This window comes from Pseudoxanthomonas yeongjuensis (assembly GCF_010093345.1).
GTDB classification, from domain to species: Bacteria; Pseudomonadota; Gammaproteobacteria; order Xanthomonadales; family Xanthomonadaceae; genus Pseudoxanthomonas_A; species Pseudoxanthomonas_A yeongjuensis.
Window position 1 is genome coordinate 472,501 of the sequence record NZ_PDWT01000003.1, and the last position, 26,002, is coordinate 498,502.

The following is a 26,002-nucleotide window of genomic DNA, read 5'->3' on the forward strand; positions in this document are numbered from 1 at the left end:
CGAACGTCTGCAAGATGGACAGCTAGTCCTTCCTGCAGGCGTCCACACAAGTCACCTGCGCACACTGTCAAAGAGCTTCGAAGTCGGCCTCAGCGCCTTCCTCGTTGACCCCGTCGTTTCCGTCGAGGTGAGCCGCACATTATGCGGGGTGTTTCTGGAAGCGTCAACATCTTATTTCAAGATTTTTTTGCTTCCCTCGTTTCGACCCTTGCCGTGTTGGCGCCGGTGTGTCCGAGTGAGCCGCCCATTATAGGGGGGGCTTCCGAGAACGTCAACACCTCATTTCCGAGATTTTGCCGCTTCGCCCTTGCTGTCGCTTACCGGCCGAAACCGTCGTCGCTGCTGCAAGGGGGGCGAATTATGGGCGGCGAAAATCCTTTTGGGAAGGGGGTAATTGAAATAATTTTGTGGGCGGGAACAGCTGCCGAGACGGAGCAAGGGTTTCGGCCTGCCCGCTGGGCCACAATCAGGAAATTTCCTCCCTCGAATGGAACTTCCAATGGCTTTTCTCACCGGCAAGACCATCAGCGAGCGCCTGCAATCCATGGCTCCAGAAGGCATGAGCCTGCAGATTCCCCCCGCCTGTCTTCTCGATATGCAGGGCGAACCGCTGGAATATGAGGAAGGCGTCTCGCTTACCGTGCGTTTCCCGGCATTGCCGCGCTATGCCAATCCGCTGGGACATATGCAGGGCGGCTACATCGTGGCGGCGCTGGACAATACGCTGGGACCGTTCTCGTACCTGATTGCGCCGCCCAGCGTGACCAGCTCGCTGAATACACAGTATTTGCGCCCGGTAACGCCGGAAACCAGCTTCATTACCTGCGTGGCGCGGTTGACCGAGCGCACACGCGCAACGCTTTACCTGACCGGCGAAGCGCGCAATCCGGAAGGCAAAATCGTGGCGCTGTGCCAGGCGGTTTGCCAGATCCTGTCGGCGAAAAGCTGAAAAGCTGTTGCTCGGCGTGCGTGGGCCTGCTTTCCAGTACTCCGCCGCAGGCCAGCACGCTGCCCGGCAGCGGCATCGCGAAAGTCACCTGGAATCGATGGCGTCTGTCTTCGATGCATATACCTATATAAGCAGCGGATCGAGGAAACGGCACCCGCGGCAGCTTGACTCCATGGAGCCAGGCCTTGCGGCAACGCCAATACTCACTTCGACCGCTGCCAGCCGCACCGGGCCGGCCTGCTCCAGCCCATAGGCCGTCCCGTCCGGCCAGGCACCGACCGGGCAGAAGGTGGAATCCATGCGCTGGCGAGCGTCGAAGCAACAGCTCCATGGCAGATGGCCGGGCTCGATTACGTCCCGCAGCGTGTGCGGCCCCGGTTGCAACGGAATCCCGGGCTTGCGCGCCAGGCCCCGCCTCGGCGCTATCTCCACCGCATCGGCCAGGACGCCGCCGCGCAGGTGAAACGCCTGCAATATTAAGGATCCAGGCGCTCGAATCCCGCACCGAGCCATCGACCGACCATGCTTTGCATGCGCTGGCCGGTTCCTTCAGCCCGCCAGCAAACGCACGCGGGCGAAGTTGCGCTTGCCGACCTGCAATACGCCCTCGAAGCCGGGACCGAAGTGGGTCTGCGGGTCTTCGACCACGGCGCCGTCCACGCGCACCGCGCGCTCCTTGAGCTTGCGCGTGGCTTCGCCGTTGCTGGGAGTGATGCCGGCGGCGGTCAGCAGCGCGGCGATGCGCAGCCCTCCGGCAGGCACGCTGACGTCCTGCAAAGGCAACAAGGAGGTATCGCCTTCACCGCGGACCACCGCATGCCAGCCGGCGATGGCCTGTTCGGCCTGCCCGGCATCGTGGAAACGGGTGGTCAGTTCCCGCGCCAGGCGCAGCTTGATGTCGCGGGGATTGAGCGTGCCCGCGGCGACTTCGGCCCGCAGGGATTTCGCTTCGGCCACGCCGATATCGAAGCTGAGCAGCTCGATCCACCGCCACATCAGCTCGTCGCCGATCTTCATGGTCTTGGTGACGATATCGATGGCCGGCTCGCTGATGCCGATGTAGTTGCCCAGCGACTTGGACATCTTGTTGACCCCGTCCAGGCCTTCCAGCAACGGCATGGTCAACACGATCTGCGGTGGCTGCCCATAGTGCTCCTGCAGGCCGCGGCCCATCAGCAGGTTGAATTTCTGGTCGGTACCGCCCAGTTCGACATCGGCCTTCAGCGCCACCGAGTCGTAGCCCTGGACCAATGGATAGAGGAATTCGTGGATCGCGATCGACTGCTGGGCGGCGTAGCGCTTGGCGAAATCGTCGCGCTCCAGCATCCGCGCCACGGTGTGCTGGCCGGCCAGCTTGATCATGTCGGCGGCGGACATCTGTCCGAACCACTCGGAATTGAAGCGCAGTTCGGTCTTGTCGCGGTCCAGGACCTTGAACACCTGGTCGGCATAGGTGTGGGCGTTGGCCTCCACATCCTCGCGGGTCAACGGCTTGCGGGTCACGTTCTTGCCGCTGGGATCGCCGATCATGCCGGTGAAGTCGCCGATCAGGAAGATCACCTGGTGCCCCAGCTCCTGGAACTGACGCATCTTGTTCAGCAGCACGGTGTGGCCGATGTGCAGGTCCGGGGCGGTGGGGTCGAATCCTGCCTTGATCCGCAAAGGGCGGCCCCCGGCTTTCATGGATGCGGCGAGTCGGGCTTCGAGCTCCTCGCGCTTCAGGATTTCGTCGGCGCCGCGGCCGATCAGTTCAAGTGCTTCTGTGTGAGGCAAGGGCTGGGCTTCCAAATTTATGAACAGGCGCAAGGGCTTGCTGACAAAGGTGAATCTGAAGTTAAACCAAAGTTAATCGTGACGCCAGTCAAAAAAGCCATTCGACTCAATGGTTTGACGCGAACATTTCGTGTGTTTATGGTACCGCGATTGGGCTCGCCGTCTTGGGCCCGGGGAAGTCCGCCAGATGCACAACCACGTTGACGGCCCCGGCCGCACGCAGCGTTTCAAGGAACGCTTGGAGATCCTCCGCGACTCCGCGCTGCATCATCAAGTGAGAGCGCACCTCTCGGCAAGACGATGGACGCGCCGGCAGTGGATCCACGCCAGTCTGTTCACCACCATCGGGGTGATGGTCGCGACCATCGTGCCCGGTTTTTCCACGGTGACGCAGGTGCCGGCCGCCGAACCCTACGCCGTGCTGAGCCTGGATCTGCCGGAACTATCCAGCACGCGCCAGGCAGGAGTCGTCGGCGACAGCTGGCAGATAGTGAAAGTGAAATCCGGGCAGACGCTTTCCTCGCTGTTCAAGGACCTGGGCATCCCCAAGGAAACCCTGCAGCGCATCCTCGAGAACGCCGATGCTAAAACCGCGCTGGCCAAGAAACTCAAGCCCGGCACCGAACTGGCTTTCGATCTTCCGGTCGCGGGCGGCCTGCGCAGCCTGCGCTACGACCGCGACGCCGATCATCGCGTCGAACTGACGCTCGATGGCGACAAGCTCAAGGAAAGAGTGGTCGCCCGCGAAACCACCACCCGCACCGTGGTGCTGAGCGGCAAGGTCGGCCGTTCGCTCAACCGCTCCGCGCGCAAGGCCGGCCTGACCGCGGCCAACATCAATTCGATGACCGACGAGATCTTCAAGTACGACATCGACTTCAACTCCGACCTGGACGCCGACGACCGTTTCAGCGTGGTCGTGGAGCAGACCTGGCGCGAAGGCGAGCTGGTCAGCACCAGCCCGGTGCAGGCGGCGACCTTCACCGTCGACGGCAAGCTGTATTCCGGCTTCCGTTACGCGCGTCCCGGCGACAAGCCCGAATACTTCACCGCGCAGGGACGCCCGCTGAAGAAGACCTTCATCCGCATGCCGATTCCCTATGCGCGACTCAGCTCGCGCTTCGGCGCGCGCAAGCACCCGATCCTGGGCAAGATGCGCATGCACAAGGGCGTGGACTACGCCGCTTCCACCGGCACCCCGATCATGGCCGCGGGCGATTCGCGGGTGCAGTTCGTGGGCCGGCAGAACGGCTACGGCAACGTCGTGATCCTCGACCACGGCCGCGGCTACACCACTCTGTACGGGCACATGTCGCGCTTCGGCAAGATCAGGGCCGGCCAGCGCATCGCCCAGGGCACGGTGATCGGCTACGTCGGCTCCACCGGCATGGCCACCGGCCCGCACCTGCATTACGAATTCCGGGTCAACGGCGTGCACCGCAACCCGCTGTCGATCACCATGCCGCCGCCGGAACCGCTGGCCGGCGCGCAGTTGGCTTCGTTCCGCACCTATACCGCCAATGCGCTGGCGCGGATCCGCACGGTGGAAAACATCATCTACGCGGACGTGGACCAGGCGCCAGCACCGGCCCAGAAGACCGCAATGGCCACTGCGCTCACCACCAGGAAGCGCTGATACCCAGGACCGCGCCCTTGTGGGCGCAGGTCCGGGGCGCGATGCTTGGCCCCGCGAAATCCATCGCCTCCCTGCCGGCCAACGCATGCCCGACCACCCCGCCCAGCTCTTCTACCTGGGCCTGATTTCCGGTACCAGCGCCGACGGCATCGATGCCGCGCTGGTGCGCTTCGAGCCCGATTGCGAACTGGTTTTCGGCCGTACCTATCCCTGGAACCCCGCCCTGCGCGCGCACCTGATCGCGCTGGGCCAGGGCGGCGGCGCGACCTCGCTGGATGAATTGGGCGAACTGGACACCACTCTGGCCCGCATCTTCGCCGATGTCGCCATGCAGGCGATCAAGGAAGCCGGGATCGATCCCGGCGAGGTACGCGCGATCGGTTCGCATGGGCAGACCGTGCGCCACCGGCCCGAATCGAAAAGCGCCTTCACCTGGCAGATGGGCGACGGCAATGTCATCGCCGAACGCACCGGCATAACCACCGTCGCCGATTTCCGCAGACGCGATGTCGCCGCGGGCGGTCACGGCGCGCCGCTGATGCCGGCCTTCCACGCTGCGAGGCTGCAGTCGGCGTCAGAAGACCGCGCGGTGCTGAACCTGGGCGGCATCGGCAATTTCACCCTGCTTCCGAAACACGCTGGTCAGGAGCCTGGCCCTGTGCGCGGTTTCGATACCGGCCCGGCCAATGCGCTGATGGATGCGTGGTGCGAGCGCCACACCGGCAAGCCTTACGATGCCAACGGCGCCTTCGCCGCCAGCGGCAATGTCGATGCTGACTTGCTCGCGCGGTTGCTGGACGATCCGTGGTTCGCGTTGCCGCCGCCCAAGAGCACCGGGCGCGAACAGTTCCACCTGCCCTGGCTGGAATCGCGACTGGGCGACGCGGCCGGGCGCCCCGCCGAGGTGCAGGCGACCTTACTGGAACTGACCGCAATCACGGTGGCTGACGCCCTGCAGGCCACGCAACCGGAGACGGCGCGCGTGCTGGTCTGCGGTGGCGGGGTCCACAACGCCGCGCTGATGGCGCGGCTCTCGGCGCGGATACCGGGGGCGATCGTGGAATCCACGGCAGCCCATGGGCTGGATCCGGATTACGTGGAAGCCATGGGTTTCGCCTGGCTGGCGCGGGAAACCCTGGCCGGACGGCCCGGCAACCTGCCCGGCGTGACCGGGGCGAAGGGCCTGCGGGTGCTCGGTGCGATCTACCCGGCTTGATTCAGTCGAAGCCGTGCCCGCGCGGCACATCCTTCAGCGCGGTGATCGCCGCCGACAGTACATCCACTTCCCTGTCGTTGAATCCGCTGCGGACCTCGGCCTCGGTGACGAACAATCCCTGCTCGAGCAGGTGGAACAGGGTGTCATGCATGTTCCAGCCCCGCGCGTCGGCCACGCGGCGGATGCGGTCGGCCAGCACCGGATCTATGTCCTTCATCACGATGTCGGTCATGCGGCCTCCCGCTGCGCGGCCCCGTCGGTGGAGCCATGGTTGCGCATGGTGAGGCGTATGCACAACAACAGCGCGGGAATGCCGACCAGCGCCGTGCCGACGAAGAACAGGGAATACGCTTCAAGCAGGGTCCTGCCCGTCTCCAGGTGCTCCACCACCACGCCCGAGAAGCCCTTCAGCATCTTGCCCAGCAATGCATAGAACGAACTGAGCAACGCGTACTGGGTCGCGGTGTAACCGATGTTGGTCAGACTGGACATGTAGCCGACCAGGGCCACCCCGGCGAATCCGCTGCAGAAGTTGTCGATGATCATCGCCGTAGCGAACACGCCTTCGTCGGCGCCATGCAGGGCCAGGTAGGCGAACGCCAGATTCGACCCCGGGCCAAGCACCGCGCCGGCCAGCAGCGTCGGCACGAAGCCATAGCGCACCGCGCACAGGCCGGCGGCGGCAATGCCGAGGATGGTCGCGACCAGCCCGACCGAGCCACGCACCGCGCCGACGGTTTCCTTGGCGATCCCCAGGTCGGCATAGAACGGATTGGCCATCGGCCCCATCACGAAATCGGGCAGCCGGTACAGGCTGATGGTCAGCAGCATCAGTAGCGCCCAGCTGCCGTGCTGGCGGAAGAACGCGACGAACGGCCCGACCAGGGCATCGAACAAGCCCTTCGGCGTGAACAGCGCCGGATGCGGCGTTGCGGCGGCCAGCACCGATGCCGCCGGCTCGCGCGCCATCAATGTGGCCACTACGCCCACGCCCAGCAGCAGCGCCATGATTTCGTACGACGCGGACCAGCCGATATTCGCCGCGAAGATCAGGATCAGCGCATCCGTGACCAGCAGCGCACCGCGATAACCCAGGGTCGAAGTCGAAGTCAGCAACCCCTGCTGCTCGTTGCTGTCGGCGCTTTCGATGCGCCAGGCGTCGATCACGATGTCCTGGGTGGCCGAGGCGAACGCCACCACCAGCGCCAGCGCGCCGAACACCAGCAACTGGTCGAGGACCAAGCCCCCCAGCATCAGCTGGCCTTCGCGCGGCTGCACCAGCGCCATACCGACCAGTGCTGCGGCAGCGACCAGTTGCGACAGCAGCATCCAGCCGCGGCGCCGACCCAGCCAGCGGCCGAGCACCGGCGCGTCGAGATTGTCGACCAGTGGCGCCCACAGGAACTTCAGCGAATACGCCAGGCCCACCCATGACAGGAAGCCGATGGTGGACAGCTCGATGCCGTTCTCGCGCATCCAGAAGCCCAGCGTGTTGCCCACCAGGTAGATCGGGATGCCGGAGCTGAAGCCCAGCAGCAACATCACCAGCACCTTGGGCTGGCGCAGGTTGGCCAGCACCAGTCGCCAGCCGGTGCGCGCGGGTTTCGCCGCGGTCTGGTTCAAAGGGCGTAGTCCACGATGAATGGCGCATGGTCCGAGAACCGCGATGCGGTATGGATCGAGCAGGCCTTCAGCTTGCCGCGCAATGAGGGCGTGACGATCTGGTAGTCGATCCGCCAACCGACGTTGTTGGCGCGCGCCGCGCCGCGATTGCTCCACCAGGTGTAGTCCTGGCCCTCGGCGTGCAGCGCGCGATAGGCGTCGACCCAGCCGCCCTCGTCGATGCACAAGCCGTTGAGCCAGTCGCGCTCGGCCGGCAGGCAGCCGGAGTTCTTCTGATTGGATTTCCAGTTCTTGATGTCCAGCGCCGAGCGCACGATGTTCCAGTCGCCGCACAGCACGTAGTCGCGGCCGCTGTTGCGCCACTCCTCCAGGATCGGCGCCAGCCACTCCATGACCTGGAACTTGAAACCCTGGCGCAACTCGCCCGAGGAACCGGACGGGATATAGAACGAGACCACGCTCAGGTTGCCGTAGCGCGCTTCCAGATAGCGGCCTTCCTCGTCGAATTCCGCCCAGCCCAGCGCGGTGCGCACCTCGTCCGGCTCGCGCTTGCTGTAGATGGCCACGCCGCTGTAGCCCTTCTTGGTGCTGGCGTCGCGGAACCAGGCCTTGTAACCCTTCGGCAGGAACTCGGGGCCGGCCAGCTGGTGTTCCTGGGCCTTGGTTTCCTGCACGCAGAGCACGTCGGCGTCCTGCGCCGCGAACCAGTCGAAGAAACCCTTGCTGGCCGCCGAACGCAGGCCATTGGCGTTGAAGCTGATGATTCGCATGGACACGCTTGTCGTAGATTTAAAGCCCGATTGTGCACGAACTGCGATGCGCAGGCTGCGATGCGGGACGCGTCGCGGAGTGGCCGGCCGCGGCGGCTTTGGGCTAGGCTTGCCGACACCCCACCGTAGAACACGCCCATGAGCGATCACCGCAGCCGCTTCCTGCAACTGGCCCTGCATTCCCAGGCCCTGCGCTTCGGCGAATTCACCCTGAAGTCCGGCCGGCTGAGCCCGTATTTCTTCAACGCCGGCCGCTTCGACAGCGGCGCCCGGCTGGCGGAACTGGCCGCCTGCTACGCCGATGCGGTGGAGGCCTCGGGAGTCCGGTTCGACCTGCTGTTCGGCCCCGCGTACAAGGGCATCCCGCTGGCGACGGCGCTGGCCTGCGAATTCTCGCGCCGCGGCCGCGACCTGCCCGTGGCCTTCAACCGCAAGGAAGCCAAGGCCCATGGCGAGGGCGGCATGCTGATCGGCGCGCCGCTGGAGGAGCGCCAGGTGCTGATCGTCGATGACGTGATCACCGCCGGCACCGCCATCCGCGAGGCGCTGGGCCTGATCCAGGCCGGCGGCGGCCGGGTGGCAGGGATAGTCGTCGCACTGGACCGCCAGGAAATGCTCGGCGAAGCCGGCGCTGCCACCGATCGTCGCTCGGCCGCACAGGCCGTGGCCGCCGAAACCGGCGTGCCGGTGATCGCGGTCGCGAATCTTCACGACCTGCTTGCTTTCGCCGGCGAAAGCGCTGAACTTGTCACCCACCGCGACCGCCTGCTTGCCTATCGTGCGAGTTATGGCAGCGGTTCATCGGACTGAGCGCGAGGGGTCGCCGGACATGTCGAAAAATCCATTGCTGCTGCTGCTGCTGGGCGCCGCGATTGCCTCGCCGGCGCTGGCGCAGAAAGCCGGCGCGCCGGTCAAGAAGCTCTATTGCTGGAACGAGAACGGCCAGCGGGTCTGCAGCGACGCGTTGCCGGCCGATGCGGTCAATCGCGCGCGCGTGGAAATCAGCGCCAAAAGCGGGATGCGCACCGCCGAAGTGGCACGCGCGATGAGCGAAGAGGAGCGCGCGCAAGCCGCTTCCGACGAACAGCAGCGCCAGGTCGACCAGGCCGCCGCCGATACCCGGCGCCGCACCGAACAGGCCATGCTGATGTCGTACCAGAGCGAGGACGATCTGCGCCGGGTCTTCAATGAGCGCACCAGCATCGTCGACAACAGCATCCGCACCGCGCGCTACAACGTCACCAGCCTGCGCGAAGGCCTGGTGAGCCTGCTGCAGACCGCGGGCGATCGCGAACTGGATGGCAAGCCGGTCGCGCCGGCGATGGCCGACAACATCCGCAGCCGCCATCGCGAGCTGTTGCGCCAGCGTCAATTGCAGGCCAGTTTCGAGCGGCAGCGCGCGGAGCTGGATGTCGAGATCACCGACATCACCCGTCGCTACCGCGAATTGAAGGGTGTCGAAACGGCGCCGCCGGCCGCGGATGCCGGAACTGCGATGGCGGAAGCCAGGACCAAGTGAATCCAGCGCAGGGCGGGACTAGACCCGCCTTCCTGTCGCCGCGAAATTTCAGAAGCGGAGTCAAGTCCTGAGCGCAAGACGCCCGGGAGCGCGTAGGAGCGACGTGAGTCGCGAATGAATTCTTTTCGTTGTCTCCATCGCGACTCACGTCGCTCCTACGCCTGCCGGTATCTGGCTTCTGCCCCGGTGAGTTCCGACGGATGAATCAGTCGAACCCGCAAGGGTGCGGCTCAAGACGCACCTTCATCGTTGCTTGAATCAAAACGCGGCTTTCACTTCCGGCGCGACCTTGGCCAGATGAGCGCGGAAGTCGTCCATGATCCGGGCCAATGCTTCCTTGTTGTCGGCCTCGAAGCGCAGCACCAGGATCGGGGTGGTGTTGGAAGCCCGGACCAGTCCCCAGCCGTCTTCCCAGTCGGCGCGCAGGCCGTCGATGGTGGTCAGGCGCGCGCCTTCGAACTGCACGCTGGCGACGAAGCGCGCCACGATTCCATGCGCATCGCCTTCCACCGGCACCTTGATCTCCGGGGTGGACAACGCGTTGGGCAGCGCATCGAGCACTTCGCTGGGCGTCTCCGCGCGCGCAGCCAGGATTTCCAGCAGCCGCGCGGCCGAATAAAGGCCGTCGTCGAAGCCGTACCAGCGCTCCTGGAAGAAGAAATGCCCGCTCATCTCGCCGGCCAGTTCGGCGCCGGTTTCGCGCATCTTGCCCTTGATCAGCGAATGGCCGGTCTGCCACATCAGCGGGGTGCCTCCGTGGCGCAGGATCCAGCCCTGCAGCTTGCCGGTGCACTTCACGTCGTAGATCACCAGCGCGCCGGGGTTGCGTTCCAGCACATCGGCGGCGAACAGCATCAACAGGCGGTCGGGGAAGATGATTTCGCCTTCCTTCGTCACCACGCCCAGGCGATCGCCATCGCCATCGAAGGCCAGGCCGAGATCCGCATCGAAGCGTTTCACCGTCTGGATCAGGTCTTCCAGGTTGTGCGGATCGCTGGGATCGGGATGGTGGTTGGGGAAAGTGCCGTCCACGTCGCAGAACAGCGGGATGACTTCCGCGCCGATGGCTTCGAGCAGCTGCGGGGCGATTTCGCCGGCCACGCCATTCCCGGCATCCACCACCACCTTCAGGCGGCGATCCAGCTGCACGTCGTCGGCGATGCGCTGGATATAGTCGGCCGATACGTCGCGCTCGGCCAGCGTGCCGGGCAGCGCGGTCTGGTGCAGACGGTTCTCGCTGATCCGCGTGTACAGGTCGGTGATGGCTTCGCCGGACAGGGTCTGTCCGCCGATCACGATCTTGAAGCCGTTGTAGTCGGGTGGATTGTGGCTGCCGGTGACCGCCACGCTGCTGCCGGTGCGCAGGTGGTAGGCGGCGAAATAGGCCACCGGGGTCGGCGCCAGGCCGATGTCGATCACGTTGCGGCCGGCCTTGCGCAGGCCCTCGATCAAGCCGCCCGAAAGCTCGGGGCCGGACAGGCGGCCGTCGCGGCCGACCACGATGTCGTCCAGGCCCTGTTCTTCCATCACCGAGCCGATGGCCTGGCCGATGCGCTCGGCGACTTCCACGCTCAACGTGGCTCCGACCACGCCACGGATGTCGTAGGCGCGGAAGATGCCCGGGTCCACGTCGATGCGCTTGCCGGCTGGAGCCACGGCATTCGTTCCGCTGTCGTCGACGGCCTCACGAGCCGACGCCCGCGGCAAGGGTTCGCGTTCCAGGCTCTGGCCCAAGGTGGGCTCGTCGTCGCTGGCGGCACCGCTCGCACGGGGCCGCAGGTTCAGGCGTCCGCGCGCCACCAGCAAGACCAGCACGGCCAGCAATCCGCAGATCGTCGCCCCCACCAGGCTGGAAATGGCACCCAGGCCCATCGGGCCCTCACTGCTGTCGGGAGTCGCGGCGACCACGCGCAGCCCGGTCTTGCCGACCGGGCGGGCCAGACCCTCGGCCGCGTCGGCCAGGCTGGCGCTGCCTTTCTGCTGCACGGTGTAGCTACCCTGGCGCAGCGCGACATAAGCCTGGGAAGGAACGTCGGCGTGGTCCAGGCCGTCGGTCAAGACGCTCAGGGGCAGGCTCACGTAGGCGACGCTGCCCTGCGCCGGTGCAGCGACCCCCAGCGCGCTGCGCTGGCCTTCGCGAACCACCCTGGCGACGGGCTTGCCTTCGGCCAGCGCGGCTTCAAGCAAGGCCAGCTTGCTGAAGCCGACCTGCGAGGTCGGCGAGTACGCCTCATCCAGGTCGGCCGGCAGGATCTGCGCCTGGCCCGCGCCTTTCCAGCCTTCGCTGATCGCTGCGGCCACGGAGGCGGTATCGCCGGCACGCAAAGCGGTCTGCACCGGTGCGGCCGCAAGCCGATCGGCGAGTTGCCTGGCCTGCGCATCCAGGGTTTTCTGGGCAGAAGCCAGCACCGAGTCGCGCGCCTGGGTCAGGCCTTCGGCCAGCCGGGCATCCTGCCATTGGCGTACACCGCTCCATCCCAGCCAGAGGGCGAGCAAGGCGAACAGCGCCGCCAGCATGGGCAGCGCGCGCCGCAGGTCCGAAGCCGGCGAATGCGACTTGCCCGATTTGTTCTCAGCCATTTCCTGTCGCCCCGTTCAGCGGACGCCTGTGTGACCGAAGCCCCCTTCGCCACGCGCGCTATCCGCAAAAGTATCCACTACCTGCAAGCTTACCCGCGTGATGGGCAGCACAACCAGTTGCGCGATGCGGTCGCCGGGCTGGATGGTGAAGGCCTCGGCGCTGCGATTCCACACGCTGATCAGCAACGGGCCCTGGTAATCGGCATCGATCAGGCCGGTGCCGTTGCCGAGCACGATGCCATGGCGATGGCCCAGACCCGAGCGCGGCAGTACCACCGCGCACAGATGCGGATCGGCCAGGTGGATGGAAATGCCGCTGGGAACCAGGGCGGTGTCGCCCGAAGCCAGGGTCAGCGGCGCCTCCACGGCAGCGCGCAGATCCATGCCCGCGCTGGCGGCGGTCGCATAGGCCGGCAACGGCCATTCATCGCCGAAGCGCGGATCCAGCAGCTTGACCTCGATAGCCTGGACGATGGGAGCGCTCATGCGTCCAGGCGCTCCACGATCAGGTCGACCAGTTCGTCGGCCAGCCGGGTCTTCGGGCCGGGCGCGAAGACCCGTTCGCCGTCCTGCCAGAACGCGGTCATCGCGTTCTGATCGCTTTCGAAACCGCCATCGGCCACGCCGACGCGATTGGCCACGATCAGGTCCAGGCGCTTGGCCACCAGCTTGCCGCGCGCGTAGCCGGCGACATTCTCGGTTTCGGCGGCGAAGCCGACGACCAGCTTCAGTCCCTGGGTCTGCGCGGCGACCTCCGCGAGGATGTCCGGCGTGCGCACCAGATCCAGGGCCAGCGATTCGTTCGATTTCTTGATCTTGTTGGCGGCCGGCGCGCGCGGGGTGTAATCGGCAACGGCGGCGGCGCCGATATAGATGTCGGCGGGAAATGCGGCGAACACCGCTTCATGCATCTGTGCGGCCGAGCGCACGTCCACGCGCTTCACTCCCGCTGGCGTGGGCAGGTGGACCGGACCCGCGACCAGCACCACTTCGGCCCCGCGCCGGCGCGCGCTGGCGGCCACCGCGAAACCCATCTTGCCGCTGCTGCGATTACCGAGGTAGCGGACCGGATCCAGGTCTTCGTAGGTCGGGCCAGCGCTGACTACCACTTTCAGGCCCTTCAAGGCGTTGTCGGTTGCCGGCGTCGCGGCATTGGCGGCAAGCAGGCCGGCAACGATGTCTTCCGGCTCGCTCAGGCGACCCGGACCGGATTCGCCTTCGGCCAGGGGGCCATCTTCGGGACCGATTACCTGCACACCACGCCCGCGAAGGGTGGCGAGGTTGGCCTGGGTGGCCGGGTGCAGCCACATTCGATGATTCATCGCCGGGGCAATGGATATCGGCGCGGTAGTGGCCAGACACAAAGTAGTCACCAGGTCGTCGGCGAACCCATTCGCCAGTTTGGCCAGCAGGTCGGCGGTGGCCGGGGCAATGACGATGCGGTCGGCCCAGCGCGCCAGTTCGATATGGCCCATCGACGCTTCGGCCGCGCTATCCCACAAGCTGGTGCGGGTCGGGCTGCCGGACAGTGCCTGGAAGCTCAGCGGGGTGACGAAATGCTGGGCGCCGGCAGTCATCGCCACCTGCACCTCGGCCCCGGCGTCGCGCAACCGGCGCACCAGTTCCAGCGCCTTGTAGGCGGCGATGCCGCCGCCTACGCAGAGCAGTACATGCCGGCCTTTCAAGTGGCTTTCCGATTCTTTTGCCACGTCGGGGAATTCCTATCACCGTACAGGCAGTTAGCTTACCCGATGCACCCAGCCCGCCTGATACCGCCGGGGCATGACGCCCGCCAAGCTGGTCATATGCACATACGCGACTGGCCCGCCGAAGAACGTCCCCGTGAGAAGCTGCTGGCCCACGGCGCCGGCACGCTGTCGGATGCCGAATTGCTGGCGATCTTTCTGGGTTCGGGTCTGCGCGGCCGCGACGCGGTGCAGACTTCGCGCGAACTGCTGGCCACCCACGGTCCGCTGCGCGCCCTGCTGGAAAACGATCCGGTCGGCCTCGCCGGCCTGCCCGGGCTGGGTCCGGCCCGGGCCTGCAAGCTGGCCGCAGCACTGGAACTCGGCCATCGCCACCTGGCCGCCGCGCTGGAACGCGGCGAAGTGCTCACCGACCCGGCCAGCGCCGGCCGCTATTTCGCCCAGCGCCTGCGCGGACGCGGGCACGAGGTCTTCGCTGCCCTGTTCCTCGACACCCGCCACCGTGCGCTGGCGTTCGAGGAGCTGTTCCAGGGCACGGTCGACGGCGCCGAAGTGCATCCGCGCGAAGTCGCGCGCCGCGCCCTGTTCCACAACGCGGCGGCGGTGATCGTGGGCCACAACCATCCTTCCGGCGACGCGGAACCTTCCGCCGCCGACCGCGCGGTCACCGCCCGCCTGAAGCAGGGGCTGGCGCTGGTCGAGGTGCGCCTGCTGGACCATTTCGTGATCGGCGACGGACCGGCGGTGTCGCTGGCGTCGCGGGGGTGGGTCTGAGTGCGTGCCGTTGACACCCGACCCTTGGTGCGTACGATACACACCAAGTGAACAGCAAGGTGCTGATCCGCGAACTGGAAGCGGCCGGCTGGGCACTCGTCCGCACGCGCGGCTCGCACCCTGCGTTCCAGCATCCACGGCGCCCCGGCACGCTGGTGGTACCGCATCCGAAGAAAGACCTTGGCAAAGGCCTGGTCGCGGCTATCCGAAAACAAGCCGGCTTATAGAAAGGCCACCTTCATGCGTTATCCCATCGCGATCGAAACCGGGAGCGGCGCTACCGCCTTCGGTGTCGCCATCCCCGACCTGCCCGGCTGCTTCTCCGCCGGCGACACGCTGGATGAAGCCATCGACAACGCCGAAGCCGCGGCGACCCTGTGGATCGATGCCGCCCTCGACGCCGGCCACGCCATTCCCAAGCCCTCGTCCGTGGACGACATCCGCAACCAGGCCGCCTATGCCGGCTGGTTGTTCGGCCTGGTGACCGTGGATCCGGCGCAGCTGGACGACACCATCGAGCGCGTCAACATCACTCTGCCACGTCGGGTCCTGCGCCGGCTCGACCGCAAGGCCAGGGAAGCTGGCGAAACCCGTTCCGGCTATATCGCCAGGATGGCGATCGGCTGAGACCGCAAGCCCGTACTCGGCTAAAATTCCCTATTCCGCGCTATCCGCGTTTCCAGCAGAACTCCTTTGAAATCCCAACTCCGCGCCCTGATCGCCCAGGGCATCGACGCCCTGCGCAGCGCCGGCACCCTGCCGGCCGACACCGCCACCCCGGATTTCGTGGTCGAACGCCCCAAGACCCGCGAGCACGGCGATTTCTCGACCAATGCGGCGATGCTGCTGGCGAAGCCGGCGCGCAGCAACCCGCGCGCACTGGCGCAGGCCTTGGTTGCCGCGTTACCGGTCAATGCGGATATCGCCAGGGTCGAGATCGCCGGACCGGGCTTCATCAATTTCCACATGAGCCCCGCCGCCTACCAGCGCGAGGTGGCGACCGCGCTGGAACAAGGCCATGCCTATGGCCTCAACGCCTCCGGCGAAGGAAAAACGGCAGGCGTGGAATACGTTTCCGCCAATCCCACCGGCCCGCTGCACGTCGGCCACGGCCGCGCCGCCGCGATCGGCGACTGCATCGCGCGGGTGTTGCAGGCCAACGGCTGGAACACGCGCCGCGAGTTCTACTACAACGACGCCGGCGTGCAGATCGAGAATCTCGCGCTCTCCGTGCAGGCCCGCGCGAAGGGCCTGAAGCCCGACGACGCCGGCTGGCCGGAAGCCGGCTATCGCGGCGACTACATCCAGGACGTCGCCGACGCTTATCTGAAGGGCGAGACCGTGGAATCCGACGGCCACGCTATCACCGGCGCGAAGGACGCGGACGACCGCGACGCGATCCGCCGCTTCGCCGTGGCCGCGTTGCGCCGTGAACAGAACGGCGACCTGGCCGCGTTCGACGTGTCCTTCGACACCTACTTCCTGGAAAGCTCGCTGTACGCCGACGGCAAGGTGGAAGAAACGGTCGAGCGCCTGAACGCCTCCGGCCACACCTACGAGGAAGGCGGCGCGCTGTGGCTGAAGACCACGGACTTCGGCGACGACAAGGACCGGGTGATGCGCAAGTCCGACGGCAGCTACACCTATTTCGTGCCGGACGTGGCCTACCACCTGTCCAAGTGGCAGCGCGGCTACCGACGCGCGATCACCGAGCTCGGCGCCGACCATCACGGCTCCCTGGCGCGCGTGCGCGCCGGCCTGCAGGCGCTGGATGTCGGCATCCCCAAGGGCTGGCCGGAATACGTGCTGCACCAGATGGTCACGGTGATGCGCGGCGGCGAGGAAGTGAAGCTGTCCAAGCGCGCCGGCAGCTACTTCACCCTGCGCGACCTGATCGAGGAAGCCGGCCGCGACGCCACCCGCTGGTTCCTGATCGCGCGCAAGCCCGACTCGCAACTCACCTTCGACATCGACCTGGCCCGCGAACAGAGCAAGGACAATCCGGTCTATTACGTCCAATACGCGCATGCCCGCGTTTTCAGCATCCTCGACAAGGCCGTCGCGCAGGGCTACCGCTACGACCAGGGCAACGGCCTGGCCGGGCTCGGCTTGCTCGACGACGAACATTCGCTGTTGCTGATGGTGGAACTGTCGCGCTACCCGGAAGTGGTGGAGAACGCCGGACAGTTGCTCGAACCGCACCTCGTCGCGCAATACCTGCGCGAACTGGCCTATGCTTTCCACACTTGGTACCACGAAGTGAAGGCGCTGGTGGAAGACGCCGATACCCGCGACGCGCGACTGGCCCTGGCCTGCGCGGCGCGGCAGGTGCTGGCCAACGGACTGGAATTGCTGGGCGTCAGCGCCCCCGAAAAGATGTGATTGGAGAGTAGTTGGATGGCGGCACGACGCAACAAGAACCAGGCGCGGCGCAATTCGGGCAACGGCACGCCGGGTTGGGTGTGGCTGATCGCGGGACTGGTGCTGGGCGCAGCGGCGTTCTTCATCGTCCCCGGGCTGATGAAGAAGGACGGCGACGGCTTCTTCCGCCCGCAACCCAATCCCGATGCCTTGCCGGCGCAGGTGGCCGATGCCGACGCCATCGCCCCGGAAACCTCCACCGCCACTTCGCAACCCGAGGCGAAGGTCGACGACTCCGCGGCCAAGGAAACCCAGTACGAGTTCTACGACCTGCTTCCCGGCAAGGAAGTGCAGATGTCCGACGCCGAACTCGCCGCCAGCGCGCGCGAGGAACAGGCCAGCGCAGCGCGTGCGCAGAAGGCAGCCGCAGCTGCCGCGACTCCCTCCGGTAGCGGCAATCCGACCCCGATAGTGGAGACGCCAGCGGCTGCGCCGGCCTCAGCCGCGGCCACGACCGTTGCCACGACCGCGTCCGCCACAACCGCCACGCCGTCAAGCGGCGCCGCCGCACCCGTCAGCGATGCGCGCTACATCCTGCAAGCCGGCGCCTTCGGCGCCTCCGGCGACGCCGAATCCACCAAGGCGAAGATCGCGCTGCTGGGTTTGTCGGCACGGGTGGAATCGGCGCGGATCGGCGCCAAGACCGTGTACCGCGTGCGCATGGGGCCGTATGGCAGCGCCAGCGAACTGGCCGAAGCCAAGCGCAAACTCGCCAGCGGCGGATTGCCGGCGATGGCGATCAAGGCGCAGTAACACCGCGCGATGCCCAGTAGTCCGGGCAGTCTCGTCGCAGGGGTATCCTTGGATTCCCGCGACAGGAAAACCGGACCATGGCCGCCAGTTCGCAATGGTTGTTCTGGGCGCTGCTCTCGGCGGTATTCGCCGCCTTGACCGCGATCTTCGCCAAGGCCGGATTGCAGGACATCAATTCCGATTTCGCCACCCTGGTCCGCACAGCGATGATCCTGCTGGTGCTGGCCGCGTTCGTGCTCGGCAGCGGCAAGTGGCGGCCACCGGCCTCGGTCTCTGCTTCCACCTGGGGCTGGTTGCTGGCTTCGGCCCTCGCCACCGGCGCTTCCTGGGTCTGTTATTTCCGCGCCTTGCAGGCCGGCGACGCGTCCAAGGTCGCCGCCGTGGACAAGGGCAGCCTGGTGCTGGTGGCGCTGTTCGCCCTGGCCTTCCTGCACGAACGGCTCGACAGCCGCGAATGGCTGGGCGTGGGCCTGGTCAGTGCCGGGATCGTGCTCATGGCGTTCAAGCGGTGAGCCGGAGAACGTTGGAACGGAGCAGGCCATGATCGACATCGCCTCCCTCGCCGGCAAACTGTTCGTCGCGCTGACCACGATCTGGGCCGCGGGCGAGATCTGGCTGGGCTGGAGCCGCCGCTCCGGCGACCGCTCGCGCTCGCGCGACAGCGGCACCCTGCGCATGCTGCTGGTGACCATCTATCTGTGCATCGGCATCGCCGTGTGGCTGTCCTCCCGCGCCGGTGGCCACTTCGGCGCCGTACGCCTGCCGCTGCTCTGGATCGGCCTGCTGTTGATGGCCACTGGCATGATGCTGCGCTTCTGGTCGATCCGCGTGCTGGCGGATTTCTTCACCGTCGATGTCGCCATTCGCGAAGGCCATGAACTGATCCGTCGCGGTCCTTATCGCCTGCTGCGGCATCCGTCCTACACCGGCGCGCTGATGACCTTCCTCGGTTTCGGCCTGGCTCTGGGCAATCTGTGGTCGCTGTTGGTGGTGATGGTGCCGGTGACCATCGCGTTCCTGCGGCGTATACGCATCGAGGAGCGCGTTCTGGCCGAGGCATTCCCCGCGCAGTATCCCGAGTATGCGCGGCAGACCAAGCGGCTGATTCCCTTCGTCTGGTGACGGCTGCGAAGAATCCCGTTCGTGGCGGGCTTGCCCCGGACCCCGTATCGAGCACGGGGCAGGCTTTGATGCGGCGCTCATCGCAAACGTATTTTTAGTACATTGCTTTTCCTGCACTCACCACTTCCGACAGACTCCCCCATGACCCAGACCGTCCTCATCACCGGCGCCACTTCCGGTTTCGGCGCCGCCGCCGTCGAACGCTTCGCCGCCGCCGGCTGGCGGGTGATCGCCACCGGCCGCCGCGCCGAACGCCTGCAGCCGCTGGTCGAACGGTTCGGTGCCGACCGGGTGCATGCCGCCGCGTTCGACATCCGCGACGAAACCGCGCTGGAGGCCGCGCTGGAGGCCCTGCCCGAAGGCTTCCGCGACATCGACGTGCTGATCAACAACGCCGGCCTGGCCCTGGGTACCGCGCCCGCGCAGAAGGCCAGCCTGCAGGACTGGCGCACCATGATCGATACCAACATCACCGCGTTGGTGACCTTGACCCATCGCCTGCTGCCGACCCTGGTCGAACGCAAGGGCGTGATCATCAACATGAGCTCGGTGGCGGCAAGCTATCCGTATCCCGGCGGCAATACCTATGGCGGGACCAAGGCCTTCGTGAAGCAGTTTTCGCTGGGCCTGCGATCGGACCTGCACGGCACCGGCGTGCGCGTGACCAGCATCGAACCGGGCATGGCCGAAACCGAATTCACCGTGGTCCGCACCCACGGCGACCAGGCCGCCTCGGACCGCGTCTATGGCGGCGCCAACCCGATGACCGCCGAAGACATCGCCGAACAATTGTTCTGGATCGCGACCCTGCCGCCGCACCTCAACATCAACCGGCTGGAAATCATGCCGGTGACGCAGTCGTTCCCGGCGTTCCAGGTCCATCGCCACTGACGATCGATGCCCCTGTAGGAGCGTCCATGGGCGCGAGCTCTTTCACGGGGTTCTGCGATCTGGACGAAGAGCTCGCGCCCATGGACGCTCCTACGCCGTGCCGGTATCCCTGAAAGGTTTGATGGCGGGAGCCGGCACGTCCACCGCACGCCCGAATACCGGCAGGCGTTCGCGCAAGCGCAGGAACGGCCGCTCCACCGCGTAGTACAACGTCGCACCGGCCAACAGCGCGGCAGCGCCGTAGACGCAGAACGCCACTACGCCACGCCCTTCCAGTGCTGGGCCCCAGGCGGTTTCCACCAGATGGAACACCGCCTTGTGCACCAGGTACAGGCTGTAGGAAATCGCCGCCAGCCACGCCGCACCGGGCACGCGCCAGCGCGCGATCACACTGCGGTTGCCGGCACCAGCGAACACCAGCAACGCCAGCCCCAGCGCCAGCACCGGCCAGCCGATCGCATTGCCCAGCAAACCGGTGCGCTGCTTGAACAGCCACAGCGCCGCAGCCATCACGCCCAGGCCGAGCAGCAGCACCGTATTGGCCTGCGCCTGCACGCGCTCCCAGCACTGCGGGCGGAACACCTTGCACGCGGCCAGCACCACGCCGGCCAGCAGTCCATCGAGCCGGGCCCAGGTCGGGTAATAGATGTCCTCGACGAACCAGTTGCGCTGCAGGCCGCCGTTCGCGGCCAGCGCGGTGTCGTGCAGCCACGTGACGCTGCGCAGCGCGATTCCCGCCACCACCAGCAGCACGCACAAGCCGACGAATTTCGCCGCCGAAGGCTTGCGCAGCATCGCCCATGCCAGCAGCGGGAACACCAGGTAGAAATGCTCCTCCACGCACAGCGACCAGGCGTGCGAGAACGCGGCGTTGTTGGCGTAGTCGATCGACAGATTCATGGTGAAGGTGGCGAACTTCCACCACGGCTCCAGCCCCGGCGCTTCGCGCAACACCGGGAACGCCAGGTACAGCGCCAGCACCACCCAGAACGCCGGCAGGATGCGGAACGCTCGGCGGATATAGAAATCGCGGAACGACAAGCGCCCGCCCCGCGCCAGCGGCGCCAGCACCTGGGCGCCGATCAGGAAGCCGCTGAGCACGAAGAACAGGTCCACGCCCATCCAGCCGTAACGGGAAAGCCAGCTGTAGTCCTCGCCCAGGCCGCCGACGAGGAAGGAGTGGAACAGCATCACCCAGACGATGGCGAGGGCGCGCAGGAGGTCGAGGCCGGGGTATTTCACGGAGTGGGATTCCGTTGGTGGTTGGCAGGAACGAGGAGGCTGCGTGCGTGTCGGAAGCGATGCTTCTAGCCCCTCCCCTTGCCCGCGCAGCGGGGAGGGGGAGGTTGGGAGGGGGTTGGCTCTTGATCTTGATCTTGGCTCTTCGCGGAGTGCTTTAAAAGCAAGATCAAGAGCAACCCCTCCCCAACCCTCCCCTTGCTTCGCAAAGGGAGGGGGCAAGAGCTTTCAGCTCAGCGGCTCATCCGACAGATAGGTGTAACCCGTCAGCCCCGCTTCCAGCGCCTCGGCAAGCATCTTCGCTTCTTCCGTCGGCAACTCCGCCATGGCCACCCGCTCGGCATATGCCGCACGCAGATCGGCGAGCGCATAGCCCACGTAATCCAGCATCACGTCGGTGGTGTCGCCGCGGCGTTGCTGGCTGATGCTGAAACCGTCGCCCTCGCGCTTCACTTCCACCGTGTCGGTGTCGCCGAACAGGTTGTGGATGTCGCCGAGGATCTCCTGGTAGGCGCCGACCAGGAAGAAGCCGAGGCGATAGCTTTCGCCCGGATTCAACGCATGCAGCGGCAGCGAGGAATCCAGCCCTTCGTTCTCCACGTAGGTCTTGATCATGCCGTCCGAATCGCAGGTCATGTCGGCGATCACGCCGCGGCGCTGCGGCGCTTCGTCCAGGCGTTCGATCGGCAGGATCGGAAACACCTGGTCGATCGCCCACACGTCCGGAATCGATTCGAACACGCTGAAGTTGACGAAGTACTTGTCGACCAGGCGCTCGTTGAGTTCATCGAGCAGGTCGCGGTGGTTGCGCTCGCTGCTGTCCAGGCGCGCGCGCACCGCGTGGGCGATCGCGTAGAAAAGGTCGTCGATGCGGGCGCGGTGCGTCAGGTCGATCTGGCCCAGCGCGTACAGCGACAGGCCTTCGCTGTGGTGGTGCTGGGCATCGTGGAACAGCTCCACCGCCGGGCGCGAATCGAGTTCGCCGTGGATTTCGCGCAGGTGGCGGATCACCGCCGGCTCGTCGTCATGCGCCGGCGGCACCCGGCCTTCCGGCGCCTGCTCCACTTCCGACACGTTGGCGATCAGCACCGCGTGGTGCGCGGTCATGGCGCGGCCGCATTCGGTGACGATGCGCGGCGGCGTCAGCTGGTGTTCCTCGCAGGCTTCGGCCAGCGGCTGCACGATGTTGGACGCGTACTGGTTGAGGCCGTAGTTGATCGAGCAGTAGCTGCGCGAACGCGTGCCTTCGTAATCGATGCCGAGGCCGCCGCCGACATCGACATGGCTGATGGCCGCGCCGAGCTTGGACAGCTCGACGAAATAGCGCGTGGCCTCGCGCATGCCGTTGGCGATGTCGCGCACGTTGGAGATCTGCGAGCCCATGTGGAAATGCAGCAGGCCCAGGGTGTCCTGCAGGCCGGCATCGCGCAGCGACTTCCACAGGTCCAGGACCTGGCGCGGAGACAGGCCGAACTTGGCCTTGTCGCCGCCGCTGTTCTGCCACTTGCCGGCGCCGAGTGACGCCAGGCGCATGCGTACGCCGAGGCCCGGCTTCACGCCCAGCGCCTTGGCCTCTTCGATCACCAGCGCCAGCTCGGATGGCTTCTCGATCACGATGAAGGTCTGCAGTCCCAGCTTGCGGCCGATCAGGGCCAGGCGGATGTATTCGCGGTCCTTGTAACCGTTGCAGACGATCAGCCCGCCGGGTCGCGACAGGGCCAGCACCGCCATCAACTCGGGCTTGCTGCCCGCTTCCAGGCCGAAGCCTTCGCCGTGGTGCGAAGCCAGGGTACCGGCCACGCCGCGATGCTGGTTGACCTTGATCGGGTAGACCGCGGTGTAGCCGCCGGCGTATTCCCACTCGGACTGGGCCTGGGCGAATGCCGCCTGCAGCTTGCCCAGGCGGTCGCCGAGGATGTCCGGGAAGCGCACCAGCAACGGCATGCGGGCGCCGTTGGCGCGGGCGCTGTCGACGATCTCCGGCAGCGAAATCGCCCTGCCTTGCCCGCCCCGGGGACTGACCACCACATGCCCGGCCGCGTCCACGTCGAAATACCCTTCCGCCCAATGCGGGATGGAATAGGTCTTGCGGGCCTGGTCGAGGGACCAACTGGACATGGGGCGGGCTCTGGTGGCGAAAACGGACGCGCATTCTAACGCCGTCGTCATGCCGCTCCGGTTACGGGCGCTGGTAAGCCGGTTCGCCGACGATCCGCTTGATCCGGCGCGCGAGCGCCGCCTCGCTGGTGAGGGTGAGCACGGTGCAACTGCCGGACAACGCCAACTGGCTGGCGATACGCGGCAAGGCGGCCCGCTCGCTGGCCACCGAACCCGCCCAGTCCAGCACGACTAGGTAATGCGGCATCACCTCGGCGCCCTGCAGCCGCTTGCGCGCGATCCAGGCGCTGCGGACTTTCTCGTAGCCTCCCAGCGTTCGCGCCAGATCGCGCAGTTGCGCGGCCTCCAGGGCGTGCGGAAGCAGATCCTCGTCGCCCACCGGTGCGTGGCGGGTCTCGGGCTCGCGCAGCTGCGGCAGATAGCGTGCACGCAGGGTTTCGATCGTTGCGACAACCGCCGATTCCGCCGGCAAGCCGCGTGCGTAGTCATCCAGGCAGCGTAGTACCGGCGGTATCAACGATGCGTCCAGCTCCATGGCCCGCTGCAGGCGTTCGATGCCTTCGGCTTCGCGCTCGCGCTTGAGCAGCAGCGCGCCGAGGCGGTATTGGCCACGCGCGTCGGAAGGCACGCGCTCCAGCGCCGACAGGTAGAGCGGCAAGGCATCGACGCCGAGGCGGTGATCTTCCGAAAGGCAAGCCAGTTCGATCGCTTCGTTGGCGGTATGGCCAGGCTGCGCTTCCAGTTCGGCCAGGCGATTGCGTTCGATCTCCGACTGGCGATGCAGCGCCTGCCATTCGGGTCTGGCCGCGGCCTGCCATTCGCGGCTGAAGCGTTCCCTCAGCGGAACCAGGCGCTCGCCCAGCAGGGTGGATGCCGATTCCGTGGCGTTCCGTTCGATTGCCAGCGACGGGTCGATCCGCAACGCCGCCAGGCGCTTCTCCAGGGTCGGATGGGTGTCGTCCAGTCCCGGTTCGCGGCCGAGCAGCCGCGCGGGAATGCGCGCGCGCGCCGGCAGGCCCCGTTGCAAGCGTTCGGCCAGCCGCTCCTGCATTTCCATCGGCGGATACGACTGCATGCGCGCCGAACGCTCCACCTCCGGCCAGAACTCGCCATGCAGCCAGTCCGACGCCAGCTCGATCCGTACCAGCGCGCTGGCCATCGCCTCGGCGCCGGCCACCTGCGCACCCACCGCATCGGCGGCATATTCGTGGCGGCGTGCCAGCACATAGCTGTACGCGTCGAAGTACGGCGCATACCAGCGGAAGAACAACCACAGCAGCTGGCCGCCCCAGACGCCTTCGCCGGCCATGCCCTCCATCAGTCGCTGCCAACTGCCGCGGAGCCGGTAGATCCATCCGGCGAAGCGTCCATGCCCGCCGTGGAAATGGCCGAACTCATGGGCGATGACCGCGGCAAGTTCGCGCCGGTCCAGCGCCTGCAGCAGCGGCAGCCCCAGCACCAGGTAATGGCGCTGGCGCCACAGCGCCAGGCCGTCGGGCACATAGGCGGCCGCGGCATTGAGTTCGGCATTGATGACGATGCCGTGCACTGATCCGGCGCCTACCGCGCTGCGCACGCGTTCGATCTCGGCGCGCAGTTCCGGCGCTTCGCCAGGCTGCAGGTGGTGGCCTTCCGGCGGCACGAACCTGATCCATACCGAGCGCAGGACGATGGTGCCGGTCATTCCCAGCACGATGATCGGGAGGGCGATCCAGGGATCGGCCGGCGGGCGCACGATCAGCATGTACAGCACGATGAATGCCAGCAGGCCCAGCGTGAGCGCCAGCGCCGCCGCCAACACTCCATAGCCCAGTGCCGCCAGCATCGTCAGCTTGAAACGGTATCGCGCAGGCGCCGCTTCCGCCTCCCGCTCCAGCCGTTCCACCAGCTTGCGCTTCGATTCCGCCGATCGCATTCCACGCCCCGTGTCGTCCCAACAGGATGCTAAGTCATCGCCGCCGGGCTGTAACCCGCCATCCGGTACAATTCGCGCCCTCTTCCGGCAACCGGCCCCACGGCGATGACAAACGACAGCACCTGGTACATCGAGCACTTCCAGCCCACCGGCTCGGCGATCGGCTTCCGCACCACCGGCAAGCTGGACGAGGTGCAATCGCCGTTCCAGAAGATCGAGATCTACGCCACCACCGACTGGGGCAACCTGATGCTGATCGACGGCGCGGTGATGCTGACCACGCGCGACAACTTCTTCTACCACGAGATGATTTCGCATCCCGCGCTGTACACCCATGCCGATCCGAAGCGGGTGGTGATCATCGGCGGCGGCGACTGCGGCACGCTGCGCGAGGTGCTTAAGCACCCCGGCGTGCAGAGCGCGACCCAGTGCGACATCGACGAGCAGGTCACGCGCATGTCGGAGAAGTATTTCCCCGAGCTGTGCGACAGCAACAGCGACCCGCGCGCCGAGCTGCTGTTCGACGACGGCGTGGCCTACATGGCCGACTGCCCGGCCGGCAGCGTGGACGTGGTGATCGTCGATTCCACCGATCCGGTCGGCCCGGCCGAGGGCCTGTTCAACAAGGCCTTCTACGAATCCTGCTTCCGCGCGCTGAAGGACGACGGCATCCTGGTACAGCAATCCGAATCGCCACTGGCGTTGCTGGACCTGATCAAGGAGATGCGCGGCGAGATGCGCAAGGCCGGTTTCACCACGTTCAAGACCCTGCCGTTCCCGCAGCCGTGCTATCCGACCGGCTGGTGGAGCGTCACGCTGGCCCGTAAAGGCGGCAACTTCGACTTCCGCGAAGGCGATGCCAGCAGCAAGGCGTTCGAGACGCTGTACTACAGCGCGCATCTGCACACCGGCGCGCTGGTGGCGCCGCCGTTCGTGGCCAAGGCGCTGGGCGAATAAAGCTCTTGTAGCCCGGGTAGAGCGCAGCGAAACCCGGGGC

24 protein-coding genes are annotated in these 26,002 nt (G+C 66.4%); 14 read left to right on the top strand and 10 right to left on the bottom strand.

Going from position 1 to position 26,002, the window contains the following annotated elements; all coding sequences use genetic code 11:
• Positions 1-499 precede the first annotated feature (499 nt).
• Positions 500-949, top strand: coding sequence for a PaaI family thioesterase (locus CSC74_RS11695; protein ID WP_162314625.1), 450 nt, complete (start codon positions 500-502; stop codon positions 947-949).
• Positions 950-1,498: 549 nt separating this feature from the next.
• Here CSC74_RS11695 and tyrS read toward each other — a convergent pair.
• Positions 1,499-2,722, bottom strand: a complete 1,224-nt coding sequence (gene tyrS / locus CSC74_RS11700; RefSeq protein WP_162314626.1) for a tyrosine--tRNA ligase — start codon at positions 2,720-2,722, stop codon at positions 1,499-1,501.
• Between the two features lie 187 nt (positions 2,723-2,909).
• On the opposite strand from tyrS, the gene CSC74_RS11705 reads away from it, so the two are divergent.
• Together CSC74_RS11705 and CSC74_RS11710 are read left to right on the top strand one after the other, a co-directional pair.
• The gene (locus CSC74_RS11705) at positions 2,910-4,358 is read left to right on the top strand and encodes a M23 family metallopeptidase (protein WP_162314627.1); all 1,449 of its coding nucleotides are present in this window, start codon (positions 2,910-2,912) and stop codon (positions 4,356-4,358) included.
• 85 nt (positions 4,359-4,443) lie between these two features.
• Positions 4,444-5,574: an anhydro-N-acetylmuramic acid kinase gene (locus CSC74_RS11710; RefSeq protein ID WP_162314628.1), complete on the top strand. Its 1,131-nt coding sequence runs from the start codon at positions 4,444-4,446 to the stop codon at positions 5,572-5,574.
• A gap of 1 nt (position 5,575) precedes the next feature.
• Here CSC74_RS11710 and CSC74_RS11715 read toward each other — a convergent pair whose 3' ends face one another.
• The 3 genes from CSC74_RS11715 to CSC74_RS11725 are packed head-to-tail and all read right to left on the bottom strand — an operon-like array spanning position 5,576 to position 7,967.
• Positions 5,576-5,806, bottom strand: a complete 231-nt coding sequence (locus CSC74_RS11715; protein WP_162314629.1) for a hypothetical protein — start codon at positions 5,804-5,806, stop codon at positions 5,576-5,578.
• Positions 5,803-7,197: an AmpG family muropeptide MFS transporter gene (locus CSC74_RS11720; RefSeq protein ID WP_246193178.1), complete on the bottom strand. Its 1,395-nt coding sequence runs from the start codon at positions 7,195-7,197 to the stop codon at positions 5,803-5,805. The genes CSC74_RS11715 and CSC74_RS11720 overlap by 4 nt, the downstream gene beginning before the upstream one ends.
• On the bottom strand, positions 7,194-7,967 hold the full coding sequence (locus CSC74_RS11725; protein WP_162314630.1) for an exodeoxyribonuclease III: 774 nt from the start codon (positions 7,965-7,967) through the stop codon (positions 7,194-7,196). Before CSC74_RS11725 ends, CSC74_RS11720 begins: the two co-directional genes overlap by 4 nt.
• Before the next feature lie 138 nt (positions 7,968-8,105).
• Between CSC74_RS11725 and pyrE the strand changes: the two genes are divergently transcribed.
• Positions 8,106-8,777: an orotate phosphoribosyltransferase gene (gene pyrE / locus CSC74_RS11730; protein ID WP_162314631.1), complete on the top strand. Its 672-nt coding sequence runs from the start codon at positions 8,106-8,108 to the stop codon at positions 8,775-8,777.
• A 40-nt stretch (positions 8,778-8,817) separates the two neighbouring features.
• Positions 8,818-9,486, top strand: a complete 669-nt coding sequence (locus CSC74_RS11735) for a hypothetical protein (RefSeq protein WP_162314711.1) — start codon at positions 8,818-8,820, stop codon at positions 9,484-9,486.
• A 258-nt stretch (positions 9,487-9,744) separates the two neighbouring features.
• Here CSC74_RS11735 and CSC74_RS11740 read toward each other — a convergent pair whose 3' ends face one another.
• The 3 genes from CSC74_RS11740 to coaBC are packed head-to-tail and all read right to left on the bottom strand — an operon-like array spanning position 9,745 to position 13,775.
• Positions 9,745-12,066 (bottom strand): phosphomannomutase/phosphoglucomutase, encoded by a 2,322-nt coding sequence (locus CSC74_RS11740; protein WP_162314632.1) that lies wholly within the window; start codon positions 12,064-12,066, stop codon positions 9,745-9,747.
• A gap of 15 nt (positions 12,067-12,081) precedes the next feature.
• Positions 12,082-12,552, bottom strand: a complete 471-nt coding sequence (gene dut, locus CSC74_RS11745) for a dUTP diphosphatase (protein ID WP_162314633.1) — start codon at positions 12,550-12,552, stop codon at positions 12,082-12,084.
• Positions 12,549-13,775: a bifunctional phosphopantothenoylcysteine decarboxylase/phosphopantothenate--cysteine ligase CoaBC gene (gene coaBC / locus CSC74_RS11750; RefSeq protein WP_162314634.1), complete on the bottom strand. Its 1,227-nt coding sequence runs from the start codon at positions 13,773-13,775 to the stop codon at positions 12,549-12,551. The genes dut and coaBC overlap by 4 nt, the downstream gene beginning before the upstream one ends.
• A 96-nt stretch (positions 13,776-13,871) precedes the next feature.
• Here coaBC and radC point away from each other — a divergent pair, with 96 nt between their 5' ends.
• The 8 genes from radC to CSC74_RS11790 all read left to right on the top strand — a co-directional run bounded on the left by radC (position 13,872) and on the right by CSC74_RS11790 (position 19,733).
• Entirely contained in the window at positions 13,872-14,546 is a 675-nt protein-coding gene (gene radC, locus CSC74_RS11755; RefSeq protein ID WP_162314635.1) for a RadC family protein, read from the top strand.
• Between the two features lie 47 nt (positions 14,547-14,593).
• On the top strand, positions 14,594-14,773 hold the full coding sequence (locus tag CSC74_RS11760) for a type II toxin-antitoxin system HicA family toxin (RefSeq protein ID WP_162314636.1): 180 nt from the start codon (positions 14,594-14,596) through the stop codon (positions 14,771-14,773).
• Between the two features lie 13 nt (positions 14,774-14,786).
• Complete coding sequence (locus CSC74_RS11765) at positions 14,787-15,173, top strand: type II toxin-antitoxin system HicB family antitoxin (RefSeq protein ID WP_162314637.1); 387 nt, start codon at positions 14,787-14,789, stop codon at positions 15,171-15,173.
• 66 nt (positions 15,174-15,239) lie between these two features.
• Positions 15,240-16,928, top strand: a complete 1,689-nt coding sequence (argS, locus tag CSC74_RS11770; protein ID WP_162314638.1) for an arginine--tRNA ligase — start codon at positions 15,240-15,242, stop codon at positions 16,926-16,928.
• A 15-nt stretch (positions 16,929-16,943) separates the two neighbouring features.
• Positions 16,944-17,720, top strand: a complete 777-nt coding sequence (locus CSC74_RS11775) for an SPOR domain-containing protein (protein WP_162314639.1) — start codon at positions 16,944-16,946, stop codon at positions 17,718-17,720.
• A gap of 77 nt (positions 17,721-17,797) precedes the next feature.
• On the top strand, positions 17,798-18,232 hold the full coding sequence (locus CSC74_RS11780) for an EamA family transporter (protein WP_162314640.1): 435 nt from the start codon (positions 17,798-17,800) through the stop codon (positions 18,230-18,232).
• Between the two features lie 28 nt (positions 18,233-18,260).
• Complete coding sequence (locus CSC74_RS11785) at positions 18,261-18,842, top strand: methyltransferase family protein (protein ID WP_162314641.1); 582 nt, start codon at positions 18,261-18,263, stop codon at positions 18,840-18,842.
• 141 nt (positions 18,843-18,983) lie between these two features.
• Positions 18,984-19,733, top strand: coding sequence for an SDR family NAD(P)-dependent oxidoreductase (locus CSC74_RS11790; RefSeq protein WP_162314642.1), 750 nt, complete (start codon positions 18,984-18,986; stop codon positions 19,731-19,733).
• 90 nt (positions 19,734-19,823) lie between these two features.
• Here the strand turns inward: CSC74_RS11790 and CSC74_RS11795 are convergent, their stop codons facing one another.
• The 3 genes from CSC74_RS11795 to CSC74_RS11805 form a co-directional block, all read right to left on the bottom strand.
• A complete protein-coding gene (locus CSC74_RS11795; protein ID WP_162314643.1) occupies positions 19,824-20,975 on the bottom strand; it encodes an acyltransferase family protein in 1,152 nt (383 codons plus the stop codon).
• A 225-nt stretch (positions 20,976-21,200) separates the two neighbouring features.
• Positions 21,201-23,090: an arginine decarboxylase gene (gene speA, locus CSC74_RS11800; RefSeq protein ID WP_162314644.1), complete on the bottom strand. Its 1,890-nt coding sequence runs from the start codon at positions 23,088-23,090 to the stop codon at positions 21,201-21,203.
• Positions 23,091-23,151: 61 nt separating this feature from the next.
• Positions 23,152-25,005, bottom strand: a complete 1,854-nt coding sequence (locus CSC74_RS11805) for a M48 family metallopeptidase (protein WP_162314645.1) — start codon at positions 25,003-25,005, stop codon at positions 23,152-23,154.
• Positions 25,006-25,110: 105 nt separating this feature from the next.
• Between CSC74_RS11805 and speE the strand changes: the two genes are divergently transcribed.
• Positions 25,111-25,962: a polyamine aminopropyltransferase gene (gene speE / locus CSC74_RS11810; protein WP_162314646.1), complete on the top strand. Its 852-nt coding sequence runs from the start codon at positions 25,111-25,113 to the stop codon at positions 25,960-25,962.
• The last annotated feature ends 40 nt before the right edge of the window (positions 25,963-26,002 follow it).

What these genes read in the sequence shown, in the direction of transcription:
- CSC74_RS11695 (WP_162314625.1), top strand. Translation starts at nt 500, where the DNA reads ATGGCTTTTCTCACCGGCAAGACCATCAGCGAGCGCCTGCAATCCATG.
- CSC74_RS11705 (WP_162314627.1), top strand. Translation starts at nt 2,910, where the DNA reads ATGCACAACCACGTTGACGGCCCCGGCCGCACGCAGCGTTTCAAGGAA.
- CSC74_RS11710 (WP_162314628.1), top strand. Translation starts at nt 4,444, where the DNA reads ATGCCCGACCACCCCGCCCAGCTCTTCTACCTGGGCCTGATTTCCGGT.
- CSC74_RS11715 (WP_162314629.1), bottom strand. Translation starts at nt 5,806, where the DNA reads ATGACCGACATCGTGATGAAGGACATAGATCCGGTGCTGGCCGACCGC.
- CSC74_RS11725 (WP_162314630.1), bottom strand. Translation starts at nt 7,967, where the DNA reads ATGCGAATCATCAGCTTCAACGCCAATGGCCTGCGTTCGGCGGCCAGC.
- pyrE (WP_162314631.1), top strand. Translation starts at nt 8,106, where the DNA reads ATGAGCGATCACCGCAGCCGCTTCCTGCAACTGGCCCTGCATTCCCAG.
- CSC74_RS11740 (WP_162314632.1), bottom strand. Translation starts at nt 12,066, where the DNA reads ATGGCTGAGAACAAATCGGGCAAGTCGCATTCGCCGGCTTCGGACCTG.
- dut (WP_162314633.1), bottom strand. Translation starts at nt 12,552, where the DNA reads ATGAGCGCTCCCATCGTCCAGGCTATCGAGGTCAAGCTGCTGGATCCG.
- radC (WP_162314635.1), top strand. Translation starts at nt 13,872, where the DNA reads ATGCACATACGCGACTGGCCCGCCGAAGAACGTCCCCGTGAGAAGCTG.
- CSC74_RS11765 (WP_162314637.1), top strand. Translation starts at nt 14,787, where the DNA reads ATGCGTTATCCCATCGCGATCGAAACCGGGAGCGGCGCTACCGCCTTC.
- CSC74_RS11775 (WP_162314639.1), top strand. Translation starts at nt 16,944, where the DNA reads ATGGCGGCACGACGCAACAAGAACCAGGCGCGGCGCAATTCGGGCAAC.
- CSC74_RS11780 (WP_162314640.1), top strand. Translation starts at nt 17,798, where the DNA reads ATGGCCGCCAGTTCGCAATGGTTGTTCTGGGCGCTGCTCTCGGCGGTA.
- CSC74_RS11785 (WP_162314641.1), top strand. Translation starts at nt 18,261, where the DNA reads ATGATCGACATCGCCTCCCTCGCCGGCAAACTGTTCGTCGCGCTGACC.
- CSC74_RS11790 (WP_162314642.1), top strand. Translation starts at nt 18,984, where the DNA reads ATGACCCAGACCGTCCTCATCACCGGCGCCACTTCCGGTTTCGGCGCC.
- speA (WP_162314644.1), bottom strand. Translation starts at nt 23,090, where the DNA reads ATGTCCAGTTGGTCCCTCGACCAGGCCCGCAAGACCTATTCCATCCCG.
- CSC74_RS11805 (WP_162314645.1), bottom strand. Translation starts at nt 25,005, where the DNA reads ATGCGATCGGCGGAATCGAAGCGCAAGCTGGTGGAACGGCTGGAGCGG.
- speE (WP_162314646.1), top strand. Translation starts at nt 25,111, where the DNA reads ATGACAAACGACAGCACCTGGTACATCGAGCACTTCCAGCCCACCGGC.